General features: G+C 71.7%; 16 protein-coding genes. 6 read left to right on the forward strand and 10 right to left on the reverse strand.

The genetic code is table 11. From position 1 onward, the window contains the following. Positions 1 to 4: 4 nt before the first annotated feature. From SY84_RS13240 to SY84_RS13250, 3 genes are all read right to left on the reverse strand, one after another. A complete protein-coding gene (locus SY84_RS13240) occupies positions 5 to 1,612 on the reverse strand; it encodes an HD domain-containing phosphohydrolase (protein ID WP_052751166.1) in 1,608 nt (535 codons plus the stop codon). A gap of 171 nt (positions 1,613 to 1,783) precedes the next feature. Beyond that, positions 1,784 to 3,301, reverse strand: a complete 1,518-nt coding sequence (gene guaA, locus SY84_RS13245) for a glutamine-hydrolyzing GMP synthase (protein WP_046844399.1) — start codon at positions 3,299 to 3,301, stop codon at positions 1,784 to 1,786. Positions 3,302 to 3,388: 87 nt separating this feature from the next. Further along, positions 3,389 to 5,449 carry a PEGA domain-containing protein gene (locus SY84_RS13250; RefSeq protein WP_157882989.1) on the reverse strand — a complete coding sequence of 687 codons (2,061 nt, stop codon included), beginning with the start codon at positions 5,447 to 5,449 and terminating at the stop codon, positions 3,389 to 3,391. 110 nt (positions 5,450 to 5,559) lie between these two features. Between SY84_RS13250 and SY84_RS13255 the strand changes: the two genes are divergently transcribed. The 3 genes from SY84_RS13255 to SY84_RS13265 are packed head-to-tail and all read left to right on the forward strand — an operon-like array spanning position 5,560 to position 7,890. Beyond that, positions 5,560 to 6,609 carry an Mrp/NBP35 family ATP-binding protein gene (locus SY84_RS13255; protein ID WP_046844401.1) on the forward strand — a complete coding sequence of 350 codons (1,050 nt, stop codon included), beginning with the start codon at positions 5,560 to 5,562 and terminating at the stop codon, positions 6,607 to 6,609. 34 nt (positions 6,610 to 6,643) lie between these two features. Then, on the forward strand, positions 6,644 to 7,288 hold the full coding sequence (locus tag SY84_RS13260) for a helix-turn-helix transcriptional regulator (protein WP_046844402.1): 645 nt from the start codon (positions 6,644 to 6,646) through the stop codon (positions 7,286 to 7,288). A 5-nt stretch (positions 7,289 to 7,293) separates the two neighbouring features. After that, entirely contained in the window at positions 7,294 to 7,890 is a 597-nt protein-coding gene (locus SY84_RS13265) for a 2'-5' RNA ligase family protein (RefSeq protein WP_046844403.1), read from the forward strand. Between the two features lie 22 nt (positions 7,891 to 7,912). Here the strand turns inward: SY84_RS13265 and SY84_RS13270 are convergent, their stop codons facing one another. From SY84_RS13270 to SY84_RS16805, 5 genes are all read right to left on the reverse strand, one after another. Continuing rightward, the gene (locus SY84_RS13270; protein ID WP_046844404.1) at positions 7,913 to 8,995 is read right to left on the reverse strand and encodes a histidine kinase; all 1,083 of its coding nucleotides are present in this window, start codon (positions 8,993 to 8,995) and stop codon (positions 7,913 to 7,915) included. 33 nt (positions 8,996 to 9,028) lie between these two features. Continuing rightward, positions 9,029 to 9,655, reverse strand: coding sequence for a potassium-transporting ATPase subunit KdpC (gene kdpC, locus SY84_RS13275; RefSeq protein ID WP_081424600.1), 627 nt, complete (start codon positions 9,653 to 9,655; stop codon positions 9,029 to 9,031). Between the two features lie 65 nt (positions 9,656 to 9,720). Beyond that, positions 9,721 to 11,754, reverse strand: a complete 2,034-nt coding sequence (kdpB, locus tag SY84_RS13280; protein WP_046844405.1) for a potassium-transporting ATPase subunit KdpB — start codon at positions 11,752 to 11,754, stop codon at positions 9,721 to 9,723. Continuing rightward, positions 11,751 to 13,430: a potassium-transporting ATPase subunit KdpA gene (gene kdpA, locus SY84_RS13285; protein ID WP_157882990.1), complete on the reverse strand. Its 1,680-nt coding sequence runs from the start codon at positions 13,428 to 13,430 to the stop codon at positions 11,751 to 11,753. Before kdpA ends, kdpB begins: the two co-directional genes overlap by 4 nt. Then, positions 13,430 to 13,588, reverse strand: coding sequence for a potassium-transporting ATPase subunit F (locus SY84_RS16805; protein WP_157882991.1), 159 nt, complete (start codon positions 13,586 to 13,588; stop codon positions 13,430 to 13,432). Before SY84_RS16805 ends, kdpA begins: the two co-directional genes overlap by 1 nt. On the opposite strand from SY84_RS16805, the gene SY84_RS13290 reads away from it, so the two are divergent. Together SY84_RS13290 and SY84_RS13295 are read left to right on the forward strand one after the other, a co-directional pair. Next, entirely contained in the window at positions 13,576 to 15,156 is a 1,581-nt protein-coding gene (locus SY84_RS13290; RefSeq protein ID WP_245621345.1) for a sensor histidine kinase, read from the forward strand. The genes SY84_RS16805 and SY84_RS13290 overlap by 13 nt on opposite strands. Before the next feature lie 151 nt (positions 15,157 to 15,307). After that, a complete protein-coding gene (locus SY84_RS13295) occupies positions 15,308 to 15,946 on the forward strand; it encodes a response regulator (protein WP_046844407.1) in 639 nt (212 codons plus the stop codon). A gap of 144 nt (positions 15,947 to 16,090) precedes the next feature. On the opposite strand, the gene SY84_RS13300 is transcribed toward SY84_RS13295, so the two are convergent. Then, positions 16,091 to 16,555 carry a DUF6756 family protein gene (locus SY84_RS13300; protein WP_046844408.1) on the reverse strand — a complete coding sequence of 155 codons (465 nt, stop codon included), beginning with the start codon at positions 16,553 to 16,555 and terminating at the stop codon, positions 16,091 to 16,093. 68 nt (positions 16,556 to 16,623) lie between these two features. Next, positions 16,624 to 18,987, reverse strand: a complete 2,364-nt coding sequence (gene ppsA, locus SY84_RS13305; protein ID WP_046844409.1) for a phosphoenolpyruvate synthase — start codon at positions 18,985 to 18,987, stop codon at positions 16,624 to 16,626. A 183-nt stretch (positions 18,988 to 19,170) separates the two neighbouring features. Between ppsA and SY84_RS13310 the strand changes: the two genes are divergently transcribed. Next, positions 19,171 to 19,983 carry a pyruvate, water dikinase regulatory protein gene (locus SY84_RS13310; protein ID WP_046844410.1) on the forward strand — a complete coding sequence of 271 codons (813 nt, stop codon included), beginning with the start codon at positions 19,171 to 19,173 and terminating at the stop codon, positions 19,981 to 19,983. The last annotated feature ends 217 nt before the right edge of the window (positions 19,984 to 20,200 follow it).

A 20,200-nucleotide genomic window follows, 5' to 3' on the forward strand; every position in this document is an offset into this window, starting at 1 on the left:
CCGCTCAGCCGTTCAGCAGGCCGTCCTCGCGCAGCACGTCCAGAAACGCGTCCACGACCGCCGGGTCGAACTGCCGCCCAGCCTGTTCCCGCAGCGCGTCGGCAGCCGCCTGCACCGACCACGCCAGTTTGTACGGCCGGGCGCTGACCAGCGCGTCGAAGACGTCCGCGACACTGAAGATCCGCGCCAGCAGCGGAATATCCGGCCCCGAGAGCCGGTCCGGGTACCCGCCGCCATCCCAGCGTTCATGGTGGTGCCGCACGACCTCGCGGACCTCACGCGGGACGAACATCTCCTCGCGCAGCAGCTGATCCCCGACTTCCACGTGCCACTGCATCGCCTCGCGTTCCACCGGCGTCAGCGGCCCGGCCTTGCGCAGCAGCCGGTCATCCACCGCGACCTTGCCGATGTCGTGCAGGTACGCCCCCCAGCGCAGGTGCTGACGCTGCACGTCACTCAGGCCCAGCTGCCCGGCCAGCCGCAACGCCAGCGTGGTCACGCGGTCAGTGTGACCGAACGTGTCCCCGTCACGGCTTTCCAGCATGCGGCCCAGGGTGCGTAGCGCCGCCTCGCGCGTGGCGTGCAGGTGCTCGACGCTGTCGGCCCGGTCCAGCGCCTGACTGATCCGCTGCGCGACCGTGTCAAGCAGCGTGACCAGTGAACCCGGGACCGGCACGCGCCGCACGAGGTGCATGAGCATCACCACGCCCACCACGCGGCCATCCACGCGAAGCGGCGCGGCGAGCCCGGTGAAGACGTGCGTCGCGTCCGCCCGGCGGGCCGACCAGGACTGGTAATCCGCGGCCACCTGCGTGCGGCCGGTCCGCAGCACCTCGCCGATCAGGCCGGTCGGGGACGGACGGGCAGACAGCACGTGGCGGGTCGCGTCCTGACCCTCGGGGTGCCCGGCCAGCACGGACAGCTGCACCTGCCCCAGGCTGTCCAAGACGACCACGGCGCCCACCGTGAAGCCCGACAGGTCCACCAGGGTCTGCACGGCCCGCTGCCCGATCTCCTCCGGACTGCTGAGGTCCGCGAGTTCCGCCGACAGCTGCGCCAGCTGCTCGAACTGTCGCGCGGCGGCCTGCGCCTCCTCCAGCGCGCGAGCGCGCGAATACGCCACGCTGGCCGCCTGCCCCAGCAGCGTCAGGGCCTGCGCCTCACCGCTGCCGAACTGGGTGTCCTGCGCCAGCCGGTTGACCGACAGCACCCCCAGCACCTGGCCGTCCGGGTCGAGCAGCGGCACGCCCAGGTACGTGTGCGGTATGGGCTGACCCGAGACGTACACCGTCTGCGGGTCACGGTCCGTGCGGGGAATCAGGGTTGCCTGCCCGGACTGCACGACCCGCCACGCCAGCCCCTGCCCGCGTGGCAGGTGACGGCCCACGGCGACCTGCCGGTGCTCACCGGCCGCCGCGACGATCTCCAGCTCATCCGTGTCCGGGCGGTACAGCAGCGCCAGCGCCGAGCCTGCCCCGGTGATCTCCAGTGCCAGGGTCACGCACTGCTCGAACATGTCCCCGCTGGACTGCGTGAGCAGCACCAGCGTCTGCGCTTCCAGCGCGGGCCGCAGGGTCTCCGGCAGGCCGGGCAGCAGCGGATCACGGGTCACGCGATCCGCCCGGGGATGGATCGCCGGGAGGGACTCCGGCGACGCGGGTGTGGCATGCCTTCACGCTAGCGCGACTGACCCGCCGCGCACCACTCCCCCCCGTCAGACGTGTGCCCGGTCCGGCACAGCCCCCGGCGCGGCGGCCGGGGGCGATCGTTCAGCGCGGCGGGGTCACTCCCACTCGATGGTGGCCGGCGGCTTGCCCGTGATGTCGTACACGACGCGGTTGATCTCGTGCACCTGGTTCACGATGCGGTTACTCATGGTCGCCAGGAACTCGTACGGAAGGCGGGCCCATTCGGCGGTCATGAAGTCGTCGGTGGTCACGGCCCGCAACGCCGCCGTGTACGAGTACGTGCGCTCGTCGCCCATCACGCCGACCGACTGGATGGGCGTGAGGATCGCCAGCGCCTGCGAGCAGCCGTCATACAGGCTGAACTCGCGCAGACCGCTGATGAAGATGTCGTCCACGCGCCGCAGGATGTCCAGCTTCTCCTCGCTGATCGCGCCCAGGCAGCGGATCGCCAGCCCCGGCCCCGGGAAGGGGTGACGCATACGGATGTGATCGGGCAGGCCCAGCAGGCGCGCGATTTCACGGACCTCGTCCTTGAACAGCGTGCGGAACGGTTCGACCAGCTTGAACGCGAGGTCGTCGGGCAGGCCGCCCACGTTGTGGTGGCTCTTGATGTTCGCGGCGCCCTCGCCCCCGGCGGACTCGATCACATCCGGGTACAGGGTGCCCTGCGCCAGGAAGTCGAAGGGACCGTACGCGCGGGCCTCGCGTTCGAAGGCGCGGATGAATTCCCGGCCGATGATCTTGCGCTTCTGTTCAGGGTCCGAGACGCCGTCCAGCGCCGCCATGAACTCCGCGCGGGCGTCCACGGTCACGAGGTTCACGCCCAGCGGTTTCAGGGCCGCCTCGACCTGCTCGCGCTCGCCGAGGCGCAGCAGGCCGTGGTCGATGAACACCGCCGTCAGCTTCTCCCCGACCGCTTTTGCAAGCAGCAGGCCCAGCGTGCTGGAATCCACGCCGCCGCTGATCGCCAGCAGCACCCGGCCGTCCCCCACCTGCGCCTGCACGTCCGATACCAGCTCGTCGATGATGTGCTCGGCGGTCCAGTCGCGCGTCACGCCGCAGATCTCCAGGAAGTTCGCCAGCAGCTGCCCGCCCTTGGGGGTGTGCACGACTTCCGGGTGGAACTGCACGCCGTAGCGGCGCGTCTCGCGGTTCTCGATGGCGGTGACCGGGGTGTCCTCGGTCTGCGCCACGACCTCGTACCCGGCGGGCAGCTGCGTGACCGAGTCGCTGTGGCTCATCCAGGCGACGAACTCACCCTGGATGCCCTCGAACAGCTGCCCGCCGTACTGCGTCAGGTCGGCCTTGCCGTACTCGCGTTTCCCGGCGCGCTTCACGTCCCCGCCCGCCTGCTGCGCGAGGTACTGCATGCCGTAACACACGCCCAGCACCGGAATGTCCAGATCCAGTACGCCCGGCGCGGGCTTCGGGGCCGCCTCGTCATAGACGCTGCTGGGGCCGCCCGACAGCACGATCCCCTGCGGCTTCTCCCGCAGGATGCGCTCCAGGGGCGCGCTGCCGGGCAGGATCACGCTGTACGCCCCGAGTTCACGGAAGCGGCGCGCGATCAGACGCGTGAACTGACTGCCAAAATCCAGAATAACGACGCTCATCGTCCCCGATTCTGTCACGCGCCCGGGCCGCGGGCGTCCCGGCGGGACAGACGAGCGCCCGGCCCGCCGCGTGACACGGCGACCGGCTCAGCGGTCCAGGTCGATGGTCACCGGCTGCGAACGCGGCACCGTGACCGTCATGCTGCCCGGCGCGAACCCGTCCACGACCACCCGAACGCGGTACGTTCCCGGCACAGGGAACGTCACGCGGCCCGGCGCGGTCCCCAGCGACGCCCCCGGCGCGAGGTTCGCCTCCTTCGGGGACTGCTCGACGGACAGGCGCGCCGTGGCGCCCGCCACGCCACGCACCGTGAACTGCACCGTCTGCGCCTGAGGCGCGGCGGAGGCGTCTGCCCCGCCGGACGCCGCACCCGCCCCGGACACCTGCGGCACGCTGGCGGGTGTCACCGGACCGGCCCCACGCGCCTGCACGACCCGCGTGAGAAGCAGCGCCATCCCCACGAACGCGGCGACCAGTACCACCCAGAACAGCGCCCGCCACACCAGCGGACGGCGCGTCCGCACCGGCGCCGGGGCCTCCCGCACCACCCGCCAGGAATCGTCCTCGTCCCAGCCGATCCGGATCGGTTCGCCCACCCGCCGCCGCGCAGGCAGCGCCCCGACCGGCACCTCCGCGGCCGGGCCCTGATCCTCCCCGGCCGCCGGGTCGCCGGGCAGCGGCGCGCGGCGCAGCGATTCCGGCAGGCGCGGCACCTCGCGGATCTGCACCCCGCTGCGCGGCGCGGGCGCGTCCGTCTCCCATTCCGGCAGGTCGTCGAAGCCGATCTGGATCGGGGCGGGCGCCACGGGCGGCTCCTGCGTGCGCTGCTCCTGCTGACGCTGCTCCAGTCGCTGCGCCCGGCGTTCGGCGGCGGCCTGGGCGTCCCGCTGCGCGTGCTCCTGCCGCGCCTCATGCTCGCGGCGGCGGCGTTCCTGCGACGACAGAGGCCCCCCGGTTCCTGCCGGTTGCGCAGGCACGTCCGGCAGGACCGGCGGCTCTGCCGGGGCAGATCCTTTCGGCGCTCCGGCCTGCCCGGTCCCGGCGGCGGGCGCGGGGATGGCCCCGTCGCCCAGCACGATCGGCGTGCCGTCATGCGCGGGCGCGTCCGCTGCCACCGGCACGTCAGCCGTGATCCCCGTGCCCCTGGCGTCCGGCAGGATCGCCGCAGCGGGCGGCAGCGTGGGACCGTCAGCTGGAACGACCGGGGCCAGAGCAGATGCCGGGACGGCCTCCACACTGGCCGCAACAGTGGCCGCAGTGGCCGTCGGGACGGGGGTGGTCAGCTCGTCCGGTGCGGCCGCCTCGCGCGTGGCGCCCAGGCCCGGCAGGCGGAAGCGGCTGCCCCGCCCGCGCCGCCCACGCGCCTCCGGGGCGTCCCCGGCGGGGGGCGTGTTCGGGGCGGGCTGGGCCGGGGTGGCCTGCACCGAGGCCACCTGCACCGTGGCCACCTGCACGGAGGGTGCCTGAGAGAACGCCGTGGGGGCCGCCGCCGTCGGGGTGGGGTCCGTCAGGGCCGGGACCGGCTCGGGGGTGACCGGTGTGGTGGCGGCAGACGCACCGGGGGCCGCCTCCGTGTGCTCCGGCGTGTCGGGCGCGGCGCGCAGTTGCGTGGTGGGAGCGTGCAGCAGGCGCAGCGCCGCGCGGGCGTCCAGGGTGCCCGGCGCGTCCAGCAGGGGCCGCAGCGCGCCCGGCACGCCGCCCATCTCGTGCAGGATGACCGCCAGGGCGTACAGGTCGTCGGCGGGCCGCGCGTCGCCACCCCAGGGCAGGCCCGCCCCGGCCAGGCGGACCTCGCCGTCTACGCTCCACAGCTGCGAAGCACTCAGGCCGCCGTGGACTACGCCCCGCCCGTGCAGCGCCGCGAGGGCCGCGAGCGCGCCGCGTGCCGTGAGGTCCGGGTCCTGCGCGGGCCGCGCCTGCAGCGGCAGTTCCGTCACCATGAACGCCTCCCCGGCGACCAGCACGCACTCCGCGAAGGGCAGCACGCCCGGGTGGGCGGGCAGGTCAGGCAGTGGCAGCGGGCCGGGCAGGCCGTGCAGCAGGACCGGCATGCCGGTCAGGCGGTCCGTGGCACGCAGCGTCCGCACCGGACTGTTCATCCGGCCCGGCAGGTCACGCGCGGCCACATAGGGGCCAAGGGGCTTCACGGCCCGCAGTATAGGCTGGCGTCCGCCCGGTCCGGCGCGCACAGGCGGCGGGGCGCAGTGTGACCGCGTGGCTTGCCGCGCCCCGCGCTTTGCGCTACTAATTGCGGGATATGCGTGACGCCCTGATGGCCGCCCTGAGCACCGTGAACGACCCGGAACTCCACCGGGATCTCGTCTCGCTGGGCATGATCGAGCACGCCAGCGTGGACGCGGGTGTGGCGCACGTGAAGGTGAACCTCACGACTCCTGCCTGTCCCCTGAAAGGCCAGATCGAACACGACGTGCGCGCCGCCGCGCTGACCGTGCCCGGCGTGCAGGGCGCCGTGATCACCTTCGGGGCCATGGTCCGCGCCGCCGCGCAGCCCGCCCTGCCCGGCGTGAAGCACGTCCTGCTGGTCGGCAGCGGCAAGGGCGGCGTGGGCAAGAGCAGCGTCGCCGTGAACCTCGCCGCGAGCCTCGCACTGGACGGCGCGCGCGTCGGGTTGCTTGACGCGGACGTGTACGGCCCCAGCGTGGCGCACATGCTCGGCCAGAGCGGCGCGAAGGTCACCGCGAACGAGGACCGCAAGATGCGCCCCCTGGACGCCCATGGCGTGCGCTTCATCTCCATGGCGAACCTGTCCCCGGCCGGGCAGGCGCTCGTGTGGCGCGGGCCGATGCTGCACTCCGCCATCCAGCAGTTCCTGAAAGACGCCGCGTGGGGCGAGCTGGACTACCTGATCGTGGACCTGCCCCCGGGGACCGGCGACGTGCAGCTGTCCCTGACGCAGACCGTGCAGGTCACGGGCGCCGTGATCGTCACCACCCCGCAGGACGTGGCGCTGATCGACGCGGCCCGCGCCGTGGACATGTTCCGCAAGGCCAGCGTGCCCGTGCTGGGCGTCATCGAGAACATGAGCTACTTCGTGGCGCCCGACACGGGCATCGCGTACGACCTGTTCGGGCGGGGCGGCAGCCGCAAACTGGGCGACCACACGCCCCTGGGCGAGATACCGCTGGAAGTCAGTGTCCGCCAGGACGCCGACGCGGGCACCCCGGCCGTCGTCGCCCACCCAGACAGCCCGGCCGCGCTGGCGCTGCGGCAGGCGGCCCGCGCGCTGGCCGGGCAGGTCAGCGTCCGGACCCTCGCGCACCTCCCGGACCAGCTGACCGTCGTATGACCGCCGCGCGTCTCCACGGGGCGGGGGGCAGGCCGTGAGCGCCGCGACCCTCGCCCCGGCCGGTGCCGAACGCACGAAGACCCGCCTGCTGGAACTCGTCAAGCGGCACGGCGCGCAGACCGCGCAGGACCTCGCGCAGCGGCTGGACGTCAGCGTGCCCGCCGCGCGGCGCCACCTGAGCGACCTGCAGGAGCAGGGCCTGCTGGAGGTCCGCACCGAACGGCCCGGCGGGCGCGGACGGCCCCAGCACGTGTTCGTCCTGACCGACCGGGGCGAGGCGGCCTTCCCGAAGACGTACTCCAGCCTGTGCGTGGACGTCCTGCGCCACATCGAGGGCCTGTTCGGCGAGGACGCCCTGCTGCAGGTCCTCGACGCCCGCAACGCCGAGATCGCCGGGCGGCTGCGCGCCGACCTGCCCGCCGACCGGCCGCTGGGCGAGCGGGTGCAGGCCCTGGTGGGCCGCCTGAACGAGCACGGCTTCGACGCCACCGCCGAGCAGGACGACCAGGGCGGGTGGGTGTTCACGCAGCGCAACTGCCCGAACCTGACGGTCGCGCGGCAGTACGCGCAGCTGTGCAGCGCCGAAATCACGCTGTACACCGACCTGCTGGGCGTGCCCGTCGCCCGCGACACCCGCATCGCCTGCGGGCAGGCCTGCTGCCGCTACCGGGTCGGGTAACGGCCGTGACCGAGTTCCTGCCCGCGCTGGACGACGCGCCCAGCCCGCTGTACTCCATCGTGGCGTGGCCGCCCGAGGCGCTCGACAGCTGGCTGCGCCGCCTCCAGGACCGCCTGAACGTGCGGGGCTTCGGCCTGCCGCACCTGAACGTCCGCGCGCCCTTCCAGACGAGCCTGCGCAGCGCCGATCTGGTCGCCACCTGCCGCGACGTGCTGCGCGGCCAGGAGGCGCTGGACGTGCAGGTGCGCGGCTGGAAGCAGCTGCCGGGCGTGATCTTCCTGGAGTGCGAACTGAGTCCGCAGCTGCGCGCCCTGCACGACCGGAGCCTGACGATCGGCCCGAGCAGCCGCGCCCGCTACGACGGCCCGGAGTACCGCCCGCACCTGACGCTGGCGCTGGGCGTGCTGAAGTGGGCCGAGCCGGTCCTGTGGGAGGAGATCCGCGACCTGACGCCGCCCGTCACGCACTTCCGGGTGGAGGCCCTGAGTCTCACGAAGGAACATCGGGGCGAGGTGCAGGAACTGCACACCTTCCCGCTGCTGGACCTGCCGCCCGCCGACCCGCCCGGCGTGGAGCACGGCGCCGAGGTGGCCCCCAGCTGACGGGCACGCCCACCGGGCGCAGTCACTCGCGGGTGATGACGTACACGTCCACGTTGCGGGTCTGCCTCAGCACCGAGCGGATGATGTCCCCCCGCAGGACTTCCTCCCAGCGGGAGCGGCTGCTCTCACCCAGCACGACCTGCGTGGCCTGCGCGGCCTGCACGTGCCGGATCAGGGTGGCCGCCACGCCGCCCGCCGGGTCGAGCACGATGAATTCGCCGCCCAGCGCGACCGTGACCGCGCGGAAGGTGTCGAGCAGCCGCGCGCGTTCGGCACTGATCCGCCCGGACCGCACGGTCACGACCTGAAGGTCGGCGTGCAGGCGCTGCGCGAGCTGCCCGCCGCGGCGGATCAGGCGCGCGCCGGTCTCCTCGGCGGCCACGGCGACCACCACCCGCTCCTGTACGCCCAGGCCGGTGCCCTGGCCCGCCCCCAGATCGGCCGCGCCCTGCTCGACGACGTGCGCCACCTGCCGCAGCGCCAGTTCCCGCAGCGCCGTCAGGTTCGGCAGCGTGAAGAAGTTCGTCAGGGCGTGCTCGGCCCGCTCCGCGCCGTACACCGCGCCGGACCGCACCCGCTCACGCAGGTCAGCGGGCGTCAGGTCCACCAGCACCAGTTCGTCCGCGCCGCCCAGCACGGCGTCCGGGATGCGCTCGCGGACGCGCACGCCAGTCAGGCGCGCCACCGTGTCGTGCAGGGACTCCAGGTGCTGCACGTTCACGGTGGACAGCACGTTCACGCCCGCGTCCAGCAGCGCCTCGACGTCCATCCAGCGTTTCTCGCGGGCGCTGCCCGGCGCGTTCGAGTGCGCCAGTTCATCCACGAGCACCACGTCCGGACGGCGCGCGATCAGGCCCGCCACGTCCAGTTCACCCAGCGTCACGCCGCCCCGCACGACCTCCAGGCGCGGGAAGACCGGCAGGCCCGCCGCGGCCGCCTGCGTGAACGCCCGCCCGTGCGTCTCCAGCACGCCGATCAGGGCGTCCTCGCCGCGTTCCAGGCGGTCGCGCAGTTCGTTGAGCGCGCGGGTGGTCTTCCCGACCCCCGCCGCCATGCCCACGAACACCCGGTGCCGCCCCCGCGCCGGGCGGGGAGCGCCGGGCATCGCCAGCCGCTCGGGTTCAGGCGGCGTGACGACTCACCGTCCCAGCCGGTCCAGGGCGAGGTTCAGTTCCAGCACGTTCACGCCGGGTTGCCCCAGGCCCAGCACGCCCCGCTCGGTGTGGTCACGGACCAGCGCCTGCACCTGCGCGTCCGTCAGGCCGCGCGCGCGCGCCACCCGCGCCACCTGCACCGCCGCGCCCGCCAGGGACACGTGCGGGTCGAGGCCGCTGCCGCTCGCGGTGAGCAGATCTGCCGGAATCTGCGTGACGGGGATGTTCTCCCGCGCGGCGATCGCCTGCGCCTGGGCCTGCACGCGCTCGCGCAGCGCGGGGTTACTCACGGCGAGGTTGCTGCCCGACGCGTTCACCGGGTCGTAGCCGCTCCCGGCGGCGCTGGGCCGCCCGATGAAGTACCGGTCCCCCGTGAAGGGCTGCCCGATCAGCGCCGAGCCCACCACACGGCCGTCCTCGCGGATCAGGGACCCGGTCGCCTGCGCGGGAAACAGCGTGCCACCCAGCGCGGTCGTCACCGCCGGGTACGCGAGGCCGCCCAGCACCAGCCACAGCGCCGAGAAGCGCAGCCACGCACTCCACCCCGGCTGGGGCGCGTCAGAAAAGGTTGGTTCGGGAAGGGCAGGGGAGGGCATGTCGTTCAGGGTCATGATGAAACCTCTTGGGGAGTGCGAGGTGGGGGAACGGTCCCCCGGACCTCGCCGGGAGGGAGTGCTTAGGCGCCGATCAGTCCGAGGAGCACGTCGATGAGCTTGATACCCACGAACGGTACGAGCACGCCGCCCAGCCCGTAGATCAGCAGGTTGCGGGCCAGCAGCGCGTCGGCACTGCCGGGCGAGTAGCGCACGCCGCGCAGCGCCACCGGAATCAGCGCCGGGATGACCAGCGCGTTGAAGATCACGGCGGACAGGATCGCGCTCTGCGGGCTGCGCAGGTCCATCACGTTCAGCGGGGCCAGCGCGGGAATCTGCGTGGCGAACAGCGCGGGCAGGATCGCGAAGTACTTCGCGACGTCGTTCGCGATCGAGAAGGTCGTCAGCGCGCCGCGCGTCATCAGCAGGCCCTTGCCGATCTCGACGACCTCGATCAGCTTGGTGGGGTCGGAGTCCAGGTCGATCATGTTCGCCGCTTCCTTGGCCGCCTGCGTGCCGCTCTGCATGGCGAGGCCCACATCCGCCTGTGCCAGCGCCGGGGCGTCGTTCGTGCCGTCGCCCATCATGGCGACCAGCTTCCCGCCGCGCTGCTCCTCGCGGATCATGGCGAGCTTGTCCTCGGGTGTCGCCTCGGCCAGGAAGCCGTCCACGCCGGCCTCGCGGGCGATGGCCTCGGCGGTCAGGGGGTTGTCCCCGGTGATCATCACGGTGCGCAGGCCCATGCGGCGCAGCTGCTCGAAGCGTTCGCGCATGCCAGGCTTCACCACGTCCGACAGGGCCACCACGCCCAGCACCCGTTCGTCACGGAGGACCACGAGGGGCGTGCCGCCCGCGCGCGCCACCTCGTCCACCAGCGGGGACAGTTCGGCGGGCACGCTGCCGCCCCGCTCGCGGGCCAGGCGGGTGATGCGGTCGGCGGCGCCCTTGCGGATGCTCGTGCCGCCTGCGTCCACGCCGCTCATGCGGGTCTGCGCGGTGAACTCGAGAAACGCCGCGTCCGCCGGGGTGGCGGGCGTCACGCCCTGCGCGCGGGCCAGCGTCACGATGCTCTTGCCTTCCGGCGTGGGGTCCGCCGCCGAGGCCAGCGCCGCCGCGCCCGCCAGTTCCTCGCCGCTCACGCCGGGCAGCGGCAGGAAGCGCGTCGCCTGACGGTCCCCGACGGTGATCGTGCCGGTCTTGTCCAGCAGCAGGATGTCCACGTCCCCGGCCACCTCGACCGCCTTGCCGCTCTTGGCGATCACGTTCGCCTGCAAGGCCCGGTCCATGCCCGCGATGCCGATGGCGGGCAGCAGACCGCCGATCGTCGTGGGGATCAGGCACACGAGCAGCGCCACGAGCGTCACCACGTCCACTGTCGCCCCTGCGAACCGCGACAGGGGCAGCAGGGTCGCCACGACGATCAGGAACACGAGCGTCAGCGCGGCCAGCAGGATCGACAGGGCCAGTTCGTTCGGGGTCTTCTGGCGGCTGGCGCCCTCGACGAGCGCGATCATGCGGTCGAGGAAGCTCTCGCCGGGCTGCGACGTCACCCGCACCACGATCCGGTCGGACAGCACGCGCGTCCCGCCCGTCACGCCGCTGTGGTCGGTCCCCGCCTCGCGGATCACCGGGGCGCTCTCGCCCGTGATGGCGCTCTCGTCCACCGCCGCCAGACCCCCTACGACCTCACCGTCACCGGGAATCATCTCGCCCGCCTGCACCACGATCACGTCCCCGCGCCGGAGCTGGGTGCTCGGGATGACCTCCTCGCGACCGTCCAGCACCCGGCGGGCCGGGGTGTCCTCGCGCGCCGAGCGGAGTGTGGCCGCCTGCGCCTTCCCGCGCGCCTCGGCCAGCCCCTCGGCGAAGTTCGCGAACACCACCGTGAACAGCAGCAGCAGCGTCACGCCCGCCGGGTAGCCCCACGCCTGCCCGCTCGCGGCGGCCTGCACGGTCAGCAGCAGCGTCAGCACGCCGCCCAGCAGCACCACGAACATCACCGGGCTGCGCACCATGAAGCGCGGATCGAGTTTCACGAAGGCGGCCTTCAGCGCGGCGCGCATCAGCGCCGGGGCGAACACGCCCCCCTTCGGGGTTTTCTGCGGCACAGCGGTCATTTCGTCACGTCCTTCACGGTATTCAGCGTCATTTTCTCTGCAACTGGTCCCAGCACCAGCGCCGGGGCGAAGTTCAGGAGTTGCAGCAGCAGCATCACGCTCAGGAGCATCCCGGCGAACACCGGCGTGTCCACCCGCAGCGTCCCGCTGCCTTCAGGCGCGGCGCGCTTGGCGGCCAGCAGGCCCGCGATCGCCAGCGGCCCCACGATCGGCAGGAAACGGGCCAGCAGCAGCACCAGCGCGCAGCTGAGGTTCCACCAGGGCGTGTTGTCGCCCAGGCCCTCGAAGCCGCTGCCGTTGTTCGCGAACGCCGAGTTGTACTCGTACAGCACCTGCGACAGCCCGTGGAAGCCGGGGTTCGAGTTCGCCGTGACCGCCGGGTTCGCCAGGGCCAGCGCCGTGAAGCCCAGCACCAGCAACGGCTGCAGCAGCAGGATCAGCGACGCCAGCTTGATCTCGGGGGCCTCAATCTTCCGGCCGAACAGTTCCGGCGTGCGGCCCACCATCAGGCCCGCCACGAACACCGTCAGGATCACGAACACCAGCATGTTGATCAGCCCCACGCCGATCCCGCCGTACACGTCGTTCAGGAACATGCCCAGCTGCGGCACCAGCCCGCCCAGCGGCGTGAACGAATCCAGCATGCCGTTCACGCTGCCGTTACTCGTCTGCGTGGTCAGCGCGGCCCACAGCGCCGTCGCGTCCGCGCCCAGGCGCACCTCCTTGCCCTCCATGTTCGGGCCCAGCGCGGACAGGCCCGTCAGGGCGGCGTTCGGCATCCGCTCGGCGAGCACCGCGCCCAGCGTCAGCGCGGCGGACAGCACGCTCATGACGCCCATCAGCACCAGTCCGAAGCGCGGGCGGCGCAGGAACCGCCCGGTCGCCACGACCAGCGCCAGCGGGAACAGGATGATGCTGACCGTCTCCAGCAGGTTCGACAGTGGCGTGGGGTTCTCCAGCGGCACCGTCGAGTTCGGGCCGTACCAGCCGCCCCCGTTCGTGCCCAGCTGCTTGATCGCCACCATCGGCGCGACCGGCCCCACCGGGATGGTCTGCGTGGTCACCGCCTGCCCCTCCACGGTCTGAGGCTGCACCAGCGTCGCCGTACGCGCCCCCGCGAAGGTGCTCGGCACGCCCTGCCACGTCAGCAGCAGCGCCAGCACCGCCGCAGACACCGTCAGCAGCGCCGCGCCGCGCGTCACGTCCAGGAAGTAGTTCCCCAGGTGCGCGTCCCCACGCAGGCCGCGCAGCACCGCGAACAGCGCCGCGAAGCCCACCGCCGGGGTGAAGATCTGAAGCGCCGTGATGCCCAGCATCTGCGACAGGTACGACAGGCCACTCTGCCCGCTGTAATGCTGCTGGTTCGTGTTCGTGATGAACGACGCCATCGTGTGCACCGCCGTGTCCCAGCGCAGGTTCGCGATGCCGTCCGGGTTCAGCGGCAGACCCCCCTGCAGCAGGTAGGTGGCCAGGGCCACCAGCCCCACGATCACGTTCGTGCCCAGCAGCGCCCCCACGTACGCGCGCCACGACATGCCCCGCGCGGCGTCCACGCCGCACGCGCGCAGCAGACCCGCCGTGACGCGCGACGCCGGGGCTTCCATCAGCCGGGCCATGAACAGCCCCAGGGGAAGGGCCAGCGCCAGCGCCAGCCCGTAGGTGAGCAGGATATCCATCAGAACCGTTCCGCCTTCACCAGGGCGTACAGCAGATACGCGCCCAGCGCCAGCACCAGAATGAGAAGCAGTGCGTCCATGCCGACCAGCCTGCGCCGCCCCCCGCCCGGGCGGTATGCTCCGACCGGCCCACCGCCCTGGCCAGATGGCCAGTCCACACACCACCCACCGCGCCCCTACGCTGAACGCCGGACGCCACATGACCACCACTCCATCTGCCCCTGACCCGGCTGCCCCCACCCCGGAACGCAGCGAACGCCGCCTGCTGGGCGCCAGCGTCGCCCTGATCGCCGCGACCACCCTGACCGACGTCCTGACGCCTGCGTCCCTGGTCATCGGCACCCTGGTCAGCGCGCCGCTGGCCCTGGCCGCGCTGGGCGCCAGCCGCCGGGCCACCCTGAATCTCACGGCGCTCGCCATCGCCGGGAACGTCCTGGCGGGCGTCGTGAACGCCGCGCGGGACGGCGCGACCCCCACCGACCTCGGCAACCGCGCCGTGAGCATCCTCGCGGCCATCCTGGTCGGCTTCCTGAGCCTGCGCGCCCGCGAGGCCGCCACCCGCGCCGCCCGCCTGCACGAGGAGGAACGCCGCCTCCAGCGCGAACGCGCCCTGCGCACCCTGATTGAGGCCGTCAGCGGGCCCCTCACGCAGGCGCAGTTCGTGACGCGCGCCGCGCACGCCCTGCAGGACTTCACCGGCGCGGCCGCCGTCGAGATCGGCAGCGTCGACCGCGCCGTGCTGCGCGAACCCCACGCCCACACCGGCCCCGGCGAGGGCCGCCTGGGCCGCCGCCTGCCGCTGGACCTGCTGGCCCGTCCCGCCACCCGCGAGGCCGGAGCGCCCAGGGACAGTCAGGTGTGGGCGGTCGGCGGCGGCGACACCTTCGTCGCCCGTCTCACGCGCCCCAGCGACCCGGAACTCCTGATCCTCCTCACCCGCCCCGCCGCCCCCCCCGACCAGCTGTCGGAAGCCGTGCAGACCCTCCAGCCGCTCCTGGACCGCACCGCGCTGCTCGACGACCTGCACGCCCGGCAGGCCCAGCTCCAGGAACGCGGAGAGTTATTGCAGGACCTCATCTACTCCTTCAGTCACGACCTGCGCACGCCCCTGATGGCGAACGCCGTGAACATGCGCTCCGCCCTCAAAGGCGCCTACGGCCCCCTCCCGGACGACTACGCCGCCACGCTCCGCAACGGCCTGGACGCCAACGCCGCCCTGCTGACCCTGGCCGATCAGCTGCTCCTGGTCGCCAAGTACGAGAGCGGCGAGGAGGACAGCGAACTCCAGAGCGTGCCGCTGCGCGACCTCGTCCTGAACGTCACCGAGCAGCTGCGGCCCGCCGCCGCCGCGCGCGGCGTGACCATCGAACCCACCCTGGACGGCGCGCGCGTCCCCGGCCGCAAACACGACCTGCGCCGCGCCGTGCAGAACCTCCTCGACAATGCCGTTCGCTACGCCCCGCCCGGCAGCGCCGTGCACGTCACCCTGGCCCGCCAGGACGGCGAGGCGATCCTCAGCGTCCTCGACAGCGGCCCCGGCGTCAGCGCGCCGCGCGTCCCCACCCTCTTCCAGCGCTTCCGCTCCGGCGGCGCTGGCGGCGGCACCGGCCTGGGCCTGTACCTCACCCGCCGCATTGCCGAACGCCACGGCGGCACCGTCACGTACGCCCGCACCGCCCGCGCCCAGAGCGTCTTCACCCTCACCCTGCCCCTGGAGGACGCATGACGCGGCTCCCGTCCGTTCCGTTCACCACCCGGAACATCGCCGGGTGGCGACCTCCACTTCCGGCACCCGCTCTACTCCCACTCTGCGGAGCAGCTCTGCGAGTCGCATCCGCTCGGGTTGTACTGGTGCACACCAGTCAACCGGAGGTGACATGACCACCCACGTCCTGCTCGTCGAGGATCACGCCTTCACCCGCGACGGCCTGCGCGCCGCCATCAACCTCGAACTCGACCTGCGCGTCACCGCCGAGGCCCGCAGCGGCGAGGAGGCCCTGGACGTCCTGGCCCGCACCCAGACCGGGCCGCAACCCGTCCACGTCGCCGTGCTCGACATCGGCCTGCCCGGCATGGACGGCATCCAGACCGCCGCCGAGATCGGCCGCCGCTACCCGCAGGTCCGCATGGTGATGCTCACCGCGCACGATCTGCGGGACGAGGTGCTGGCCGCCCTTGCCTCCGGCGCGCACGCCTACTGCCTCAAGAGCGCCGACCCGGACCTCCTGCTGCTCGGCATCCGCGCCGCCGCGTCCGGCAGTGCGTACCTGGACCCGCAGATCGCGCATCACGTGCTGGGCAGCATCCGCACGCCCCACGCGATCTCGCCGCTGACCCCGCGCGAGACCGAGGTGCTGCGCCTCATCGCCGACGGGCAGGGCAACCGAGACATCGCCGCGAACTTAGGCATCAGCGTCAGCACCGTGAAACTCCACGTGCAGGAGATCCTCGTGAAACTCCACGCCGCCGACCGCACCCAGGCCGCCGTCCAGGCGCTGAGGCAGGGCCTGCTGTAACCCCTCAGCGCCGCGCGATCACCAGCAGCCCGGACACGATCAACCCCGCACCCGGCAGCATCCGGGGCGTGATGTGCTCCCGCAGCAGCCACGCCGCCCAGAAGGTTCATTGAGACATGACGGCAGTATGGGGGGCACGTCGGTTCAGGGCATCTGAGGCAAACCCGCCGTCGTGATGAGCACCCCATGATGGTTTTCGCAGAGCAGCCAGCCAAAGTTCCTGTGAACGACGTAGTACTCGCAGAATGGCACCTCCGCGACGGCTGCGGCGGCTGCCCTGGCGGTCCCCTCAAACACCCAGAATGGGTCCTGCCGTTTCGTCCCCGTCCAGTCCTCAAGCAGCAGCCACACGGCGGCCTCTGGTTCGACGAGGCTGTGCAGCCAGACGGGTGGATCTGCCGACTGGTCCTCTGGCGTGAGCTGACGGGAGTCGAGGGGGCCTTTCAGCACCGTCCAGAGCCACCGCTGCGGGGAACGATCGGTGCGCTGGGTCGTGAAGGTCGTCAGGATGCTGGAGAGGACCGCCGCGTACTGTGTGAGGCGCACAGCACGGAAGTGCTCCGGAGGGAAGCCCCGTTGCCTGACGCTGGCTTCCAGTTCGGTTCTCATGGGTGCCAGGGTAAAGCGGAAGTGGCCCCGCAGGTCATGCAGGGCCAGTCCTCCGAGATGCCCTTGCCTTACGCTGGGACGGTCTCTCCGGCGAGGTGCAGCCACGTGCCGAGCACGCTGTCGGGGTTGAGGCTGACCGAGTCGATGCCCTGTTCCATGAGCCACTGGGCCAGCGCGGGGTGGTCGCTGGGGCCCTGGCCGCAGATGCCGACGTACTTCCCGGCGCGTTTGGCGGCCTGGATGGCCTGACTCATGAGGGCCAGCACCGCCTCGTTCTGCTCGTCGAACAGGTCCGCGACGAGGCCCGAGTCGCGGTCCAGCGCCAGGGTCAGCTGCGTGAGGTCGTTGCTGCCGATCGAGAAGCCATCGAAGTGTTCGAGGAACTGGTCGGCGAGGATGGCGTTGCTGGGAATCTCGCACATCATGATGATCTTCAGACCGTTCTCTCCGCGCTTCAGGCCGTTCCTGGCGAGGATCTCGATGACCTGCTCGGCCTCACCGACGGTGCGGACGAAGGGGATCATGACCTGCACGTTCGTGAGGCCCATGTCGTCCCGCACGGACCTGATCGCCTCGCATTCCAGCGCGAACGCGGCGGCGAAGTCGCGGGAGCGGTAGCGGCTGGCGCCCCGGAAGCCGATCATGGGGTTCTCCTCGGTGGGTTCGTAGGCCGGGCCGCCGATGAGGTGGGCGTACTCGTTGCTCTTGAAGTCGCTCAGGCGCACGATCACGGGTTTCGGTGCGAACGCGGCGGCGATGCTGGCAACGCCCTCGGCGAGCTTCTCGCGGAAGAAGTCGCGTGGACTGGCGTACCCGGCGGTGCGCTCCTCAATCTGCGCCTTCACGTCGTCGGGGACGTCCGGGTAGTCCAGCAGCGCGCGGGGATGGATGCCGATCACGTTCGAGCAGATGAACTCCACGCGGGCCAGCCCCACGCCCTCGTGGGGGAGCGCCGCGAAGGAGAACGCCCGGTCGGGCGAGGCGACGTTCATCATGATCTTCATGCCGACCTCGGGCATGTTGCCCAGCTCGACGCGGTTCACGCGGTACGCGAGGCGGCCCTCGTACACGAAGCCGGTGTCGCCCTCGGCGCAGGACACCGTGACCTCCTGCCCGCTGCGCAGTTCACGGGTGGCGTTCCCGCTTCCGACGACAGCAGGGATGCCGAGTTCGCGGGCGATGATCGCCGCGTGGCAGGTGCGCCCGCCGCGGTTCGTGACGATCGCCGAGGCGCGTTTCATGACGGGTTCCCAGTCCGGGTCGGTCATGTCCGCGACGAGCACGTCGCCGTCTTGCACGCTGTCCATCTGGGAGACGTCCCGCACGACGCGCACGACGCCCGCCCCGATGCGGTTCCCGACCGCGCGCCCCTCGACGAGCACGGGGCCCTTCCCGGTCAGTTCGAAGCGTTCCAGGGTCTTCCCGGTGCGGCTCTGCACGGTCTCCGGGCGTGCCTGCAGGATGTAGATCAGGCCATCGCGCCCGTCCTTGCCCCACTCGATGTCCATGGGGCGGCCGTAGTGGTTCTCGATGGTCACGCACTGCCGCGCCAGCTCGGTCAGGTCCTCGTCCGACAGGCTGAAGGCCCGCTGCTGCGCCTGGGGGACGTCCACGGTCTGCACGCCGCCCTGCGGGGCGTACTCCATGCGCTTCTGTTTGCTGCCCAGCGTGCGGCGCAGGATCGCCTTGCGGCCCGCATTCAGGGCGGGTTTGTACACGAAGAACTCGTCCGGGTTCACGGCGCCCTGCACGACCATCTCGCCCAGCCCGTACGAACTGGTCACCAGGACCGCGTCGCGGTAGCCGCTCTCGGTGTCCAGCGTGAACGCCACGCCCGACGCGCCCAGGTCACTGCGGACCATGCGCTGCACGCCTGCCGACAGGGCCACCTCACTGTGCGCGAAGCCGTGATGCACGCGGTAACTGATGGCGCGGTCGTTGTACAGGCTGGCGAACACCAGCCTCACGTGACGCAGCACGTCATCGATCCCACGCACGTTCAGGAAGGTCTCCTGCTGCCCCGCGAAACTCGCCTCGGGCAGGTCCTCGGCCGTGGCACTGGACCGCACCGCGACGTCCGGCTCGGTGCCGCCCGACTCGGCGGTCATCGCGGCGTACGCGTCCCGGATGGACCCTTCCAGCGCGGCGGGGAGGGTGGCAGCCTCGACCTGCGCGCGGATCTCCCGGCCTGCCTGCGCCAGGGCCACCACGTCGTTCACGTCCAGGGCACGCAGGCGGGCGTTGATGCTCTCCTCGATGCCGTTCTCCTGCAGGAACAGCCGGAAGGCATCCGCAGTGGTGGCGAAGCCGCCGGGGACCCGCACCCCGGCCCCCGCCAGGCCCTGGATGAGTTCACCCAGAGAGGCGTTCTTCCCGCCGACGATCTCCACGTCGGTCATCCTTAGTGTACCCAGCACGCGAATCATATCCATTGGTTTTCACCGTTCCTGCGAGGTTCCAGCGAGCTGGAAATGGGCGAATTAGTGTGTCCTGCTGTTCACACCTTACCGGACGCCGCCCCCCATCACAGCCACCCACCGGGTAACACCCGGGTATACGTCCAGACAGACCGAACCCGGCAGGACCCGCCCGCCCCCGCATGTCACGCTGAACCCATGCCCGAGCCCCGCACCGTCCTGATCGTCAGCGACCACACCGGCCTCACCGCCGAGAACATGGCCCGCGCCCTGCTCGCCCACTTCCCCGATCAACCCCTGCGCTACCTGCGCCGCCCCTTCACCGCCGACCCCCAGGCCGCCCGCGCCGTCTGCCGCGAAGTCACCGCCCTCTTCGAGCGCGGCGAAGCACCCATCATCTTCACCACCGTCACCCAACCCGACGTCCTGCGCGAACTCCAGACCGCCCCCGCCGAAGTCTTCGACCTCCTCGGCCCCGGCCTCAGTACCTTAGAGACGCAGTTCGGCACGCCCGCCGTCCGCCAGATCGGCCGCCACCACGACATGCACGACAGCGAAGCGTACCTCTCCCGCATGGACGCCCTCGACTTCGCCCTCGCCACCGACGACGGCATCGGCGACAAACAGTACGCCCACAGCGACGTCATCCTGGTCGGCGTCTCCCGCGCCGGCAAGACCCCCACCAGCCTCTTCCTCGCCCTCCAACACGGCATCCGCGCCAGCAACTACCCCCTCGCCGAGGACGACTTCGACCGCACCGGCCTCCCCATCCCCCTCGAAGCGCACCGGCACAAACTCCACGCCCTCACCATCGATCCCCGCCGCCTGCACGCCATCCGCACCCAGCGCAAACCCGGCAGCCGCTACGCCAGCCTCGAACAGTGCGAACACGAAGTCCGCCGCGCCGAACGCCTCTTCCAGCGCGCCGGCCTCCCTGTCCGCGACACCACCAGCGCCAGCGTCGAGGAGATCGCCGCCGCCATCCTCAACGCCCTGCGCGCCAGCCAGTAAACAGAAGGGCTGATCATGCCCCGAAAGGCGCGATCAGCCCCACAAGCGGCCGGGGGTTCCGGCTGCGCGACGGAACCCCCAGAGTCAATACAAGACGCAGGAAGACGCAAAACAAGACGCTGAAGAGGACGAAAGAGACAACGAAATAGAAAACGAATCGGGAAGACGCTGGAGAAGACGGACGACTCTGAAACCGCTGACGAAGAAGGTGAGATTA

Source organism: Deinococcus soli (ex Cha et al. 2016) (assembly GCF_001007995.1).
Lineage (GTDB): Bacteria > Deinococcota > Deinococci > Deinococcales > Deinococcaceae > Deinococcus > Deinococcus soli.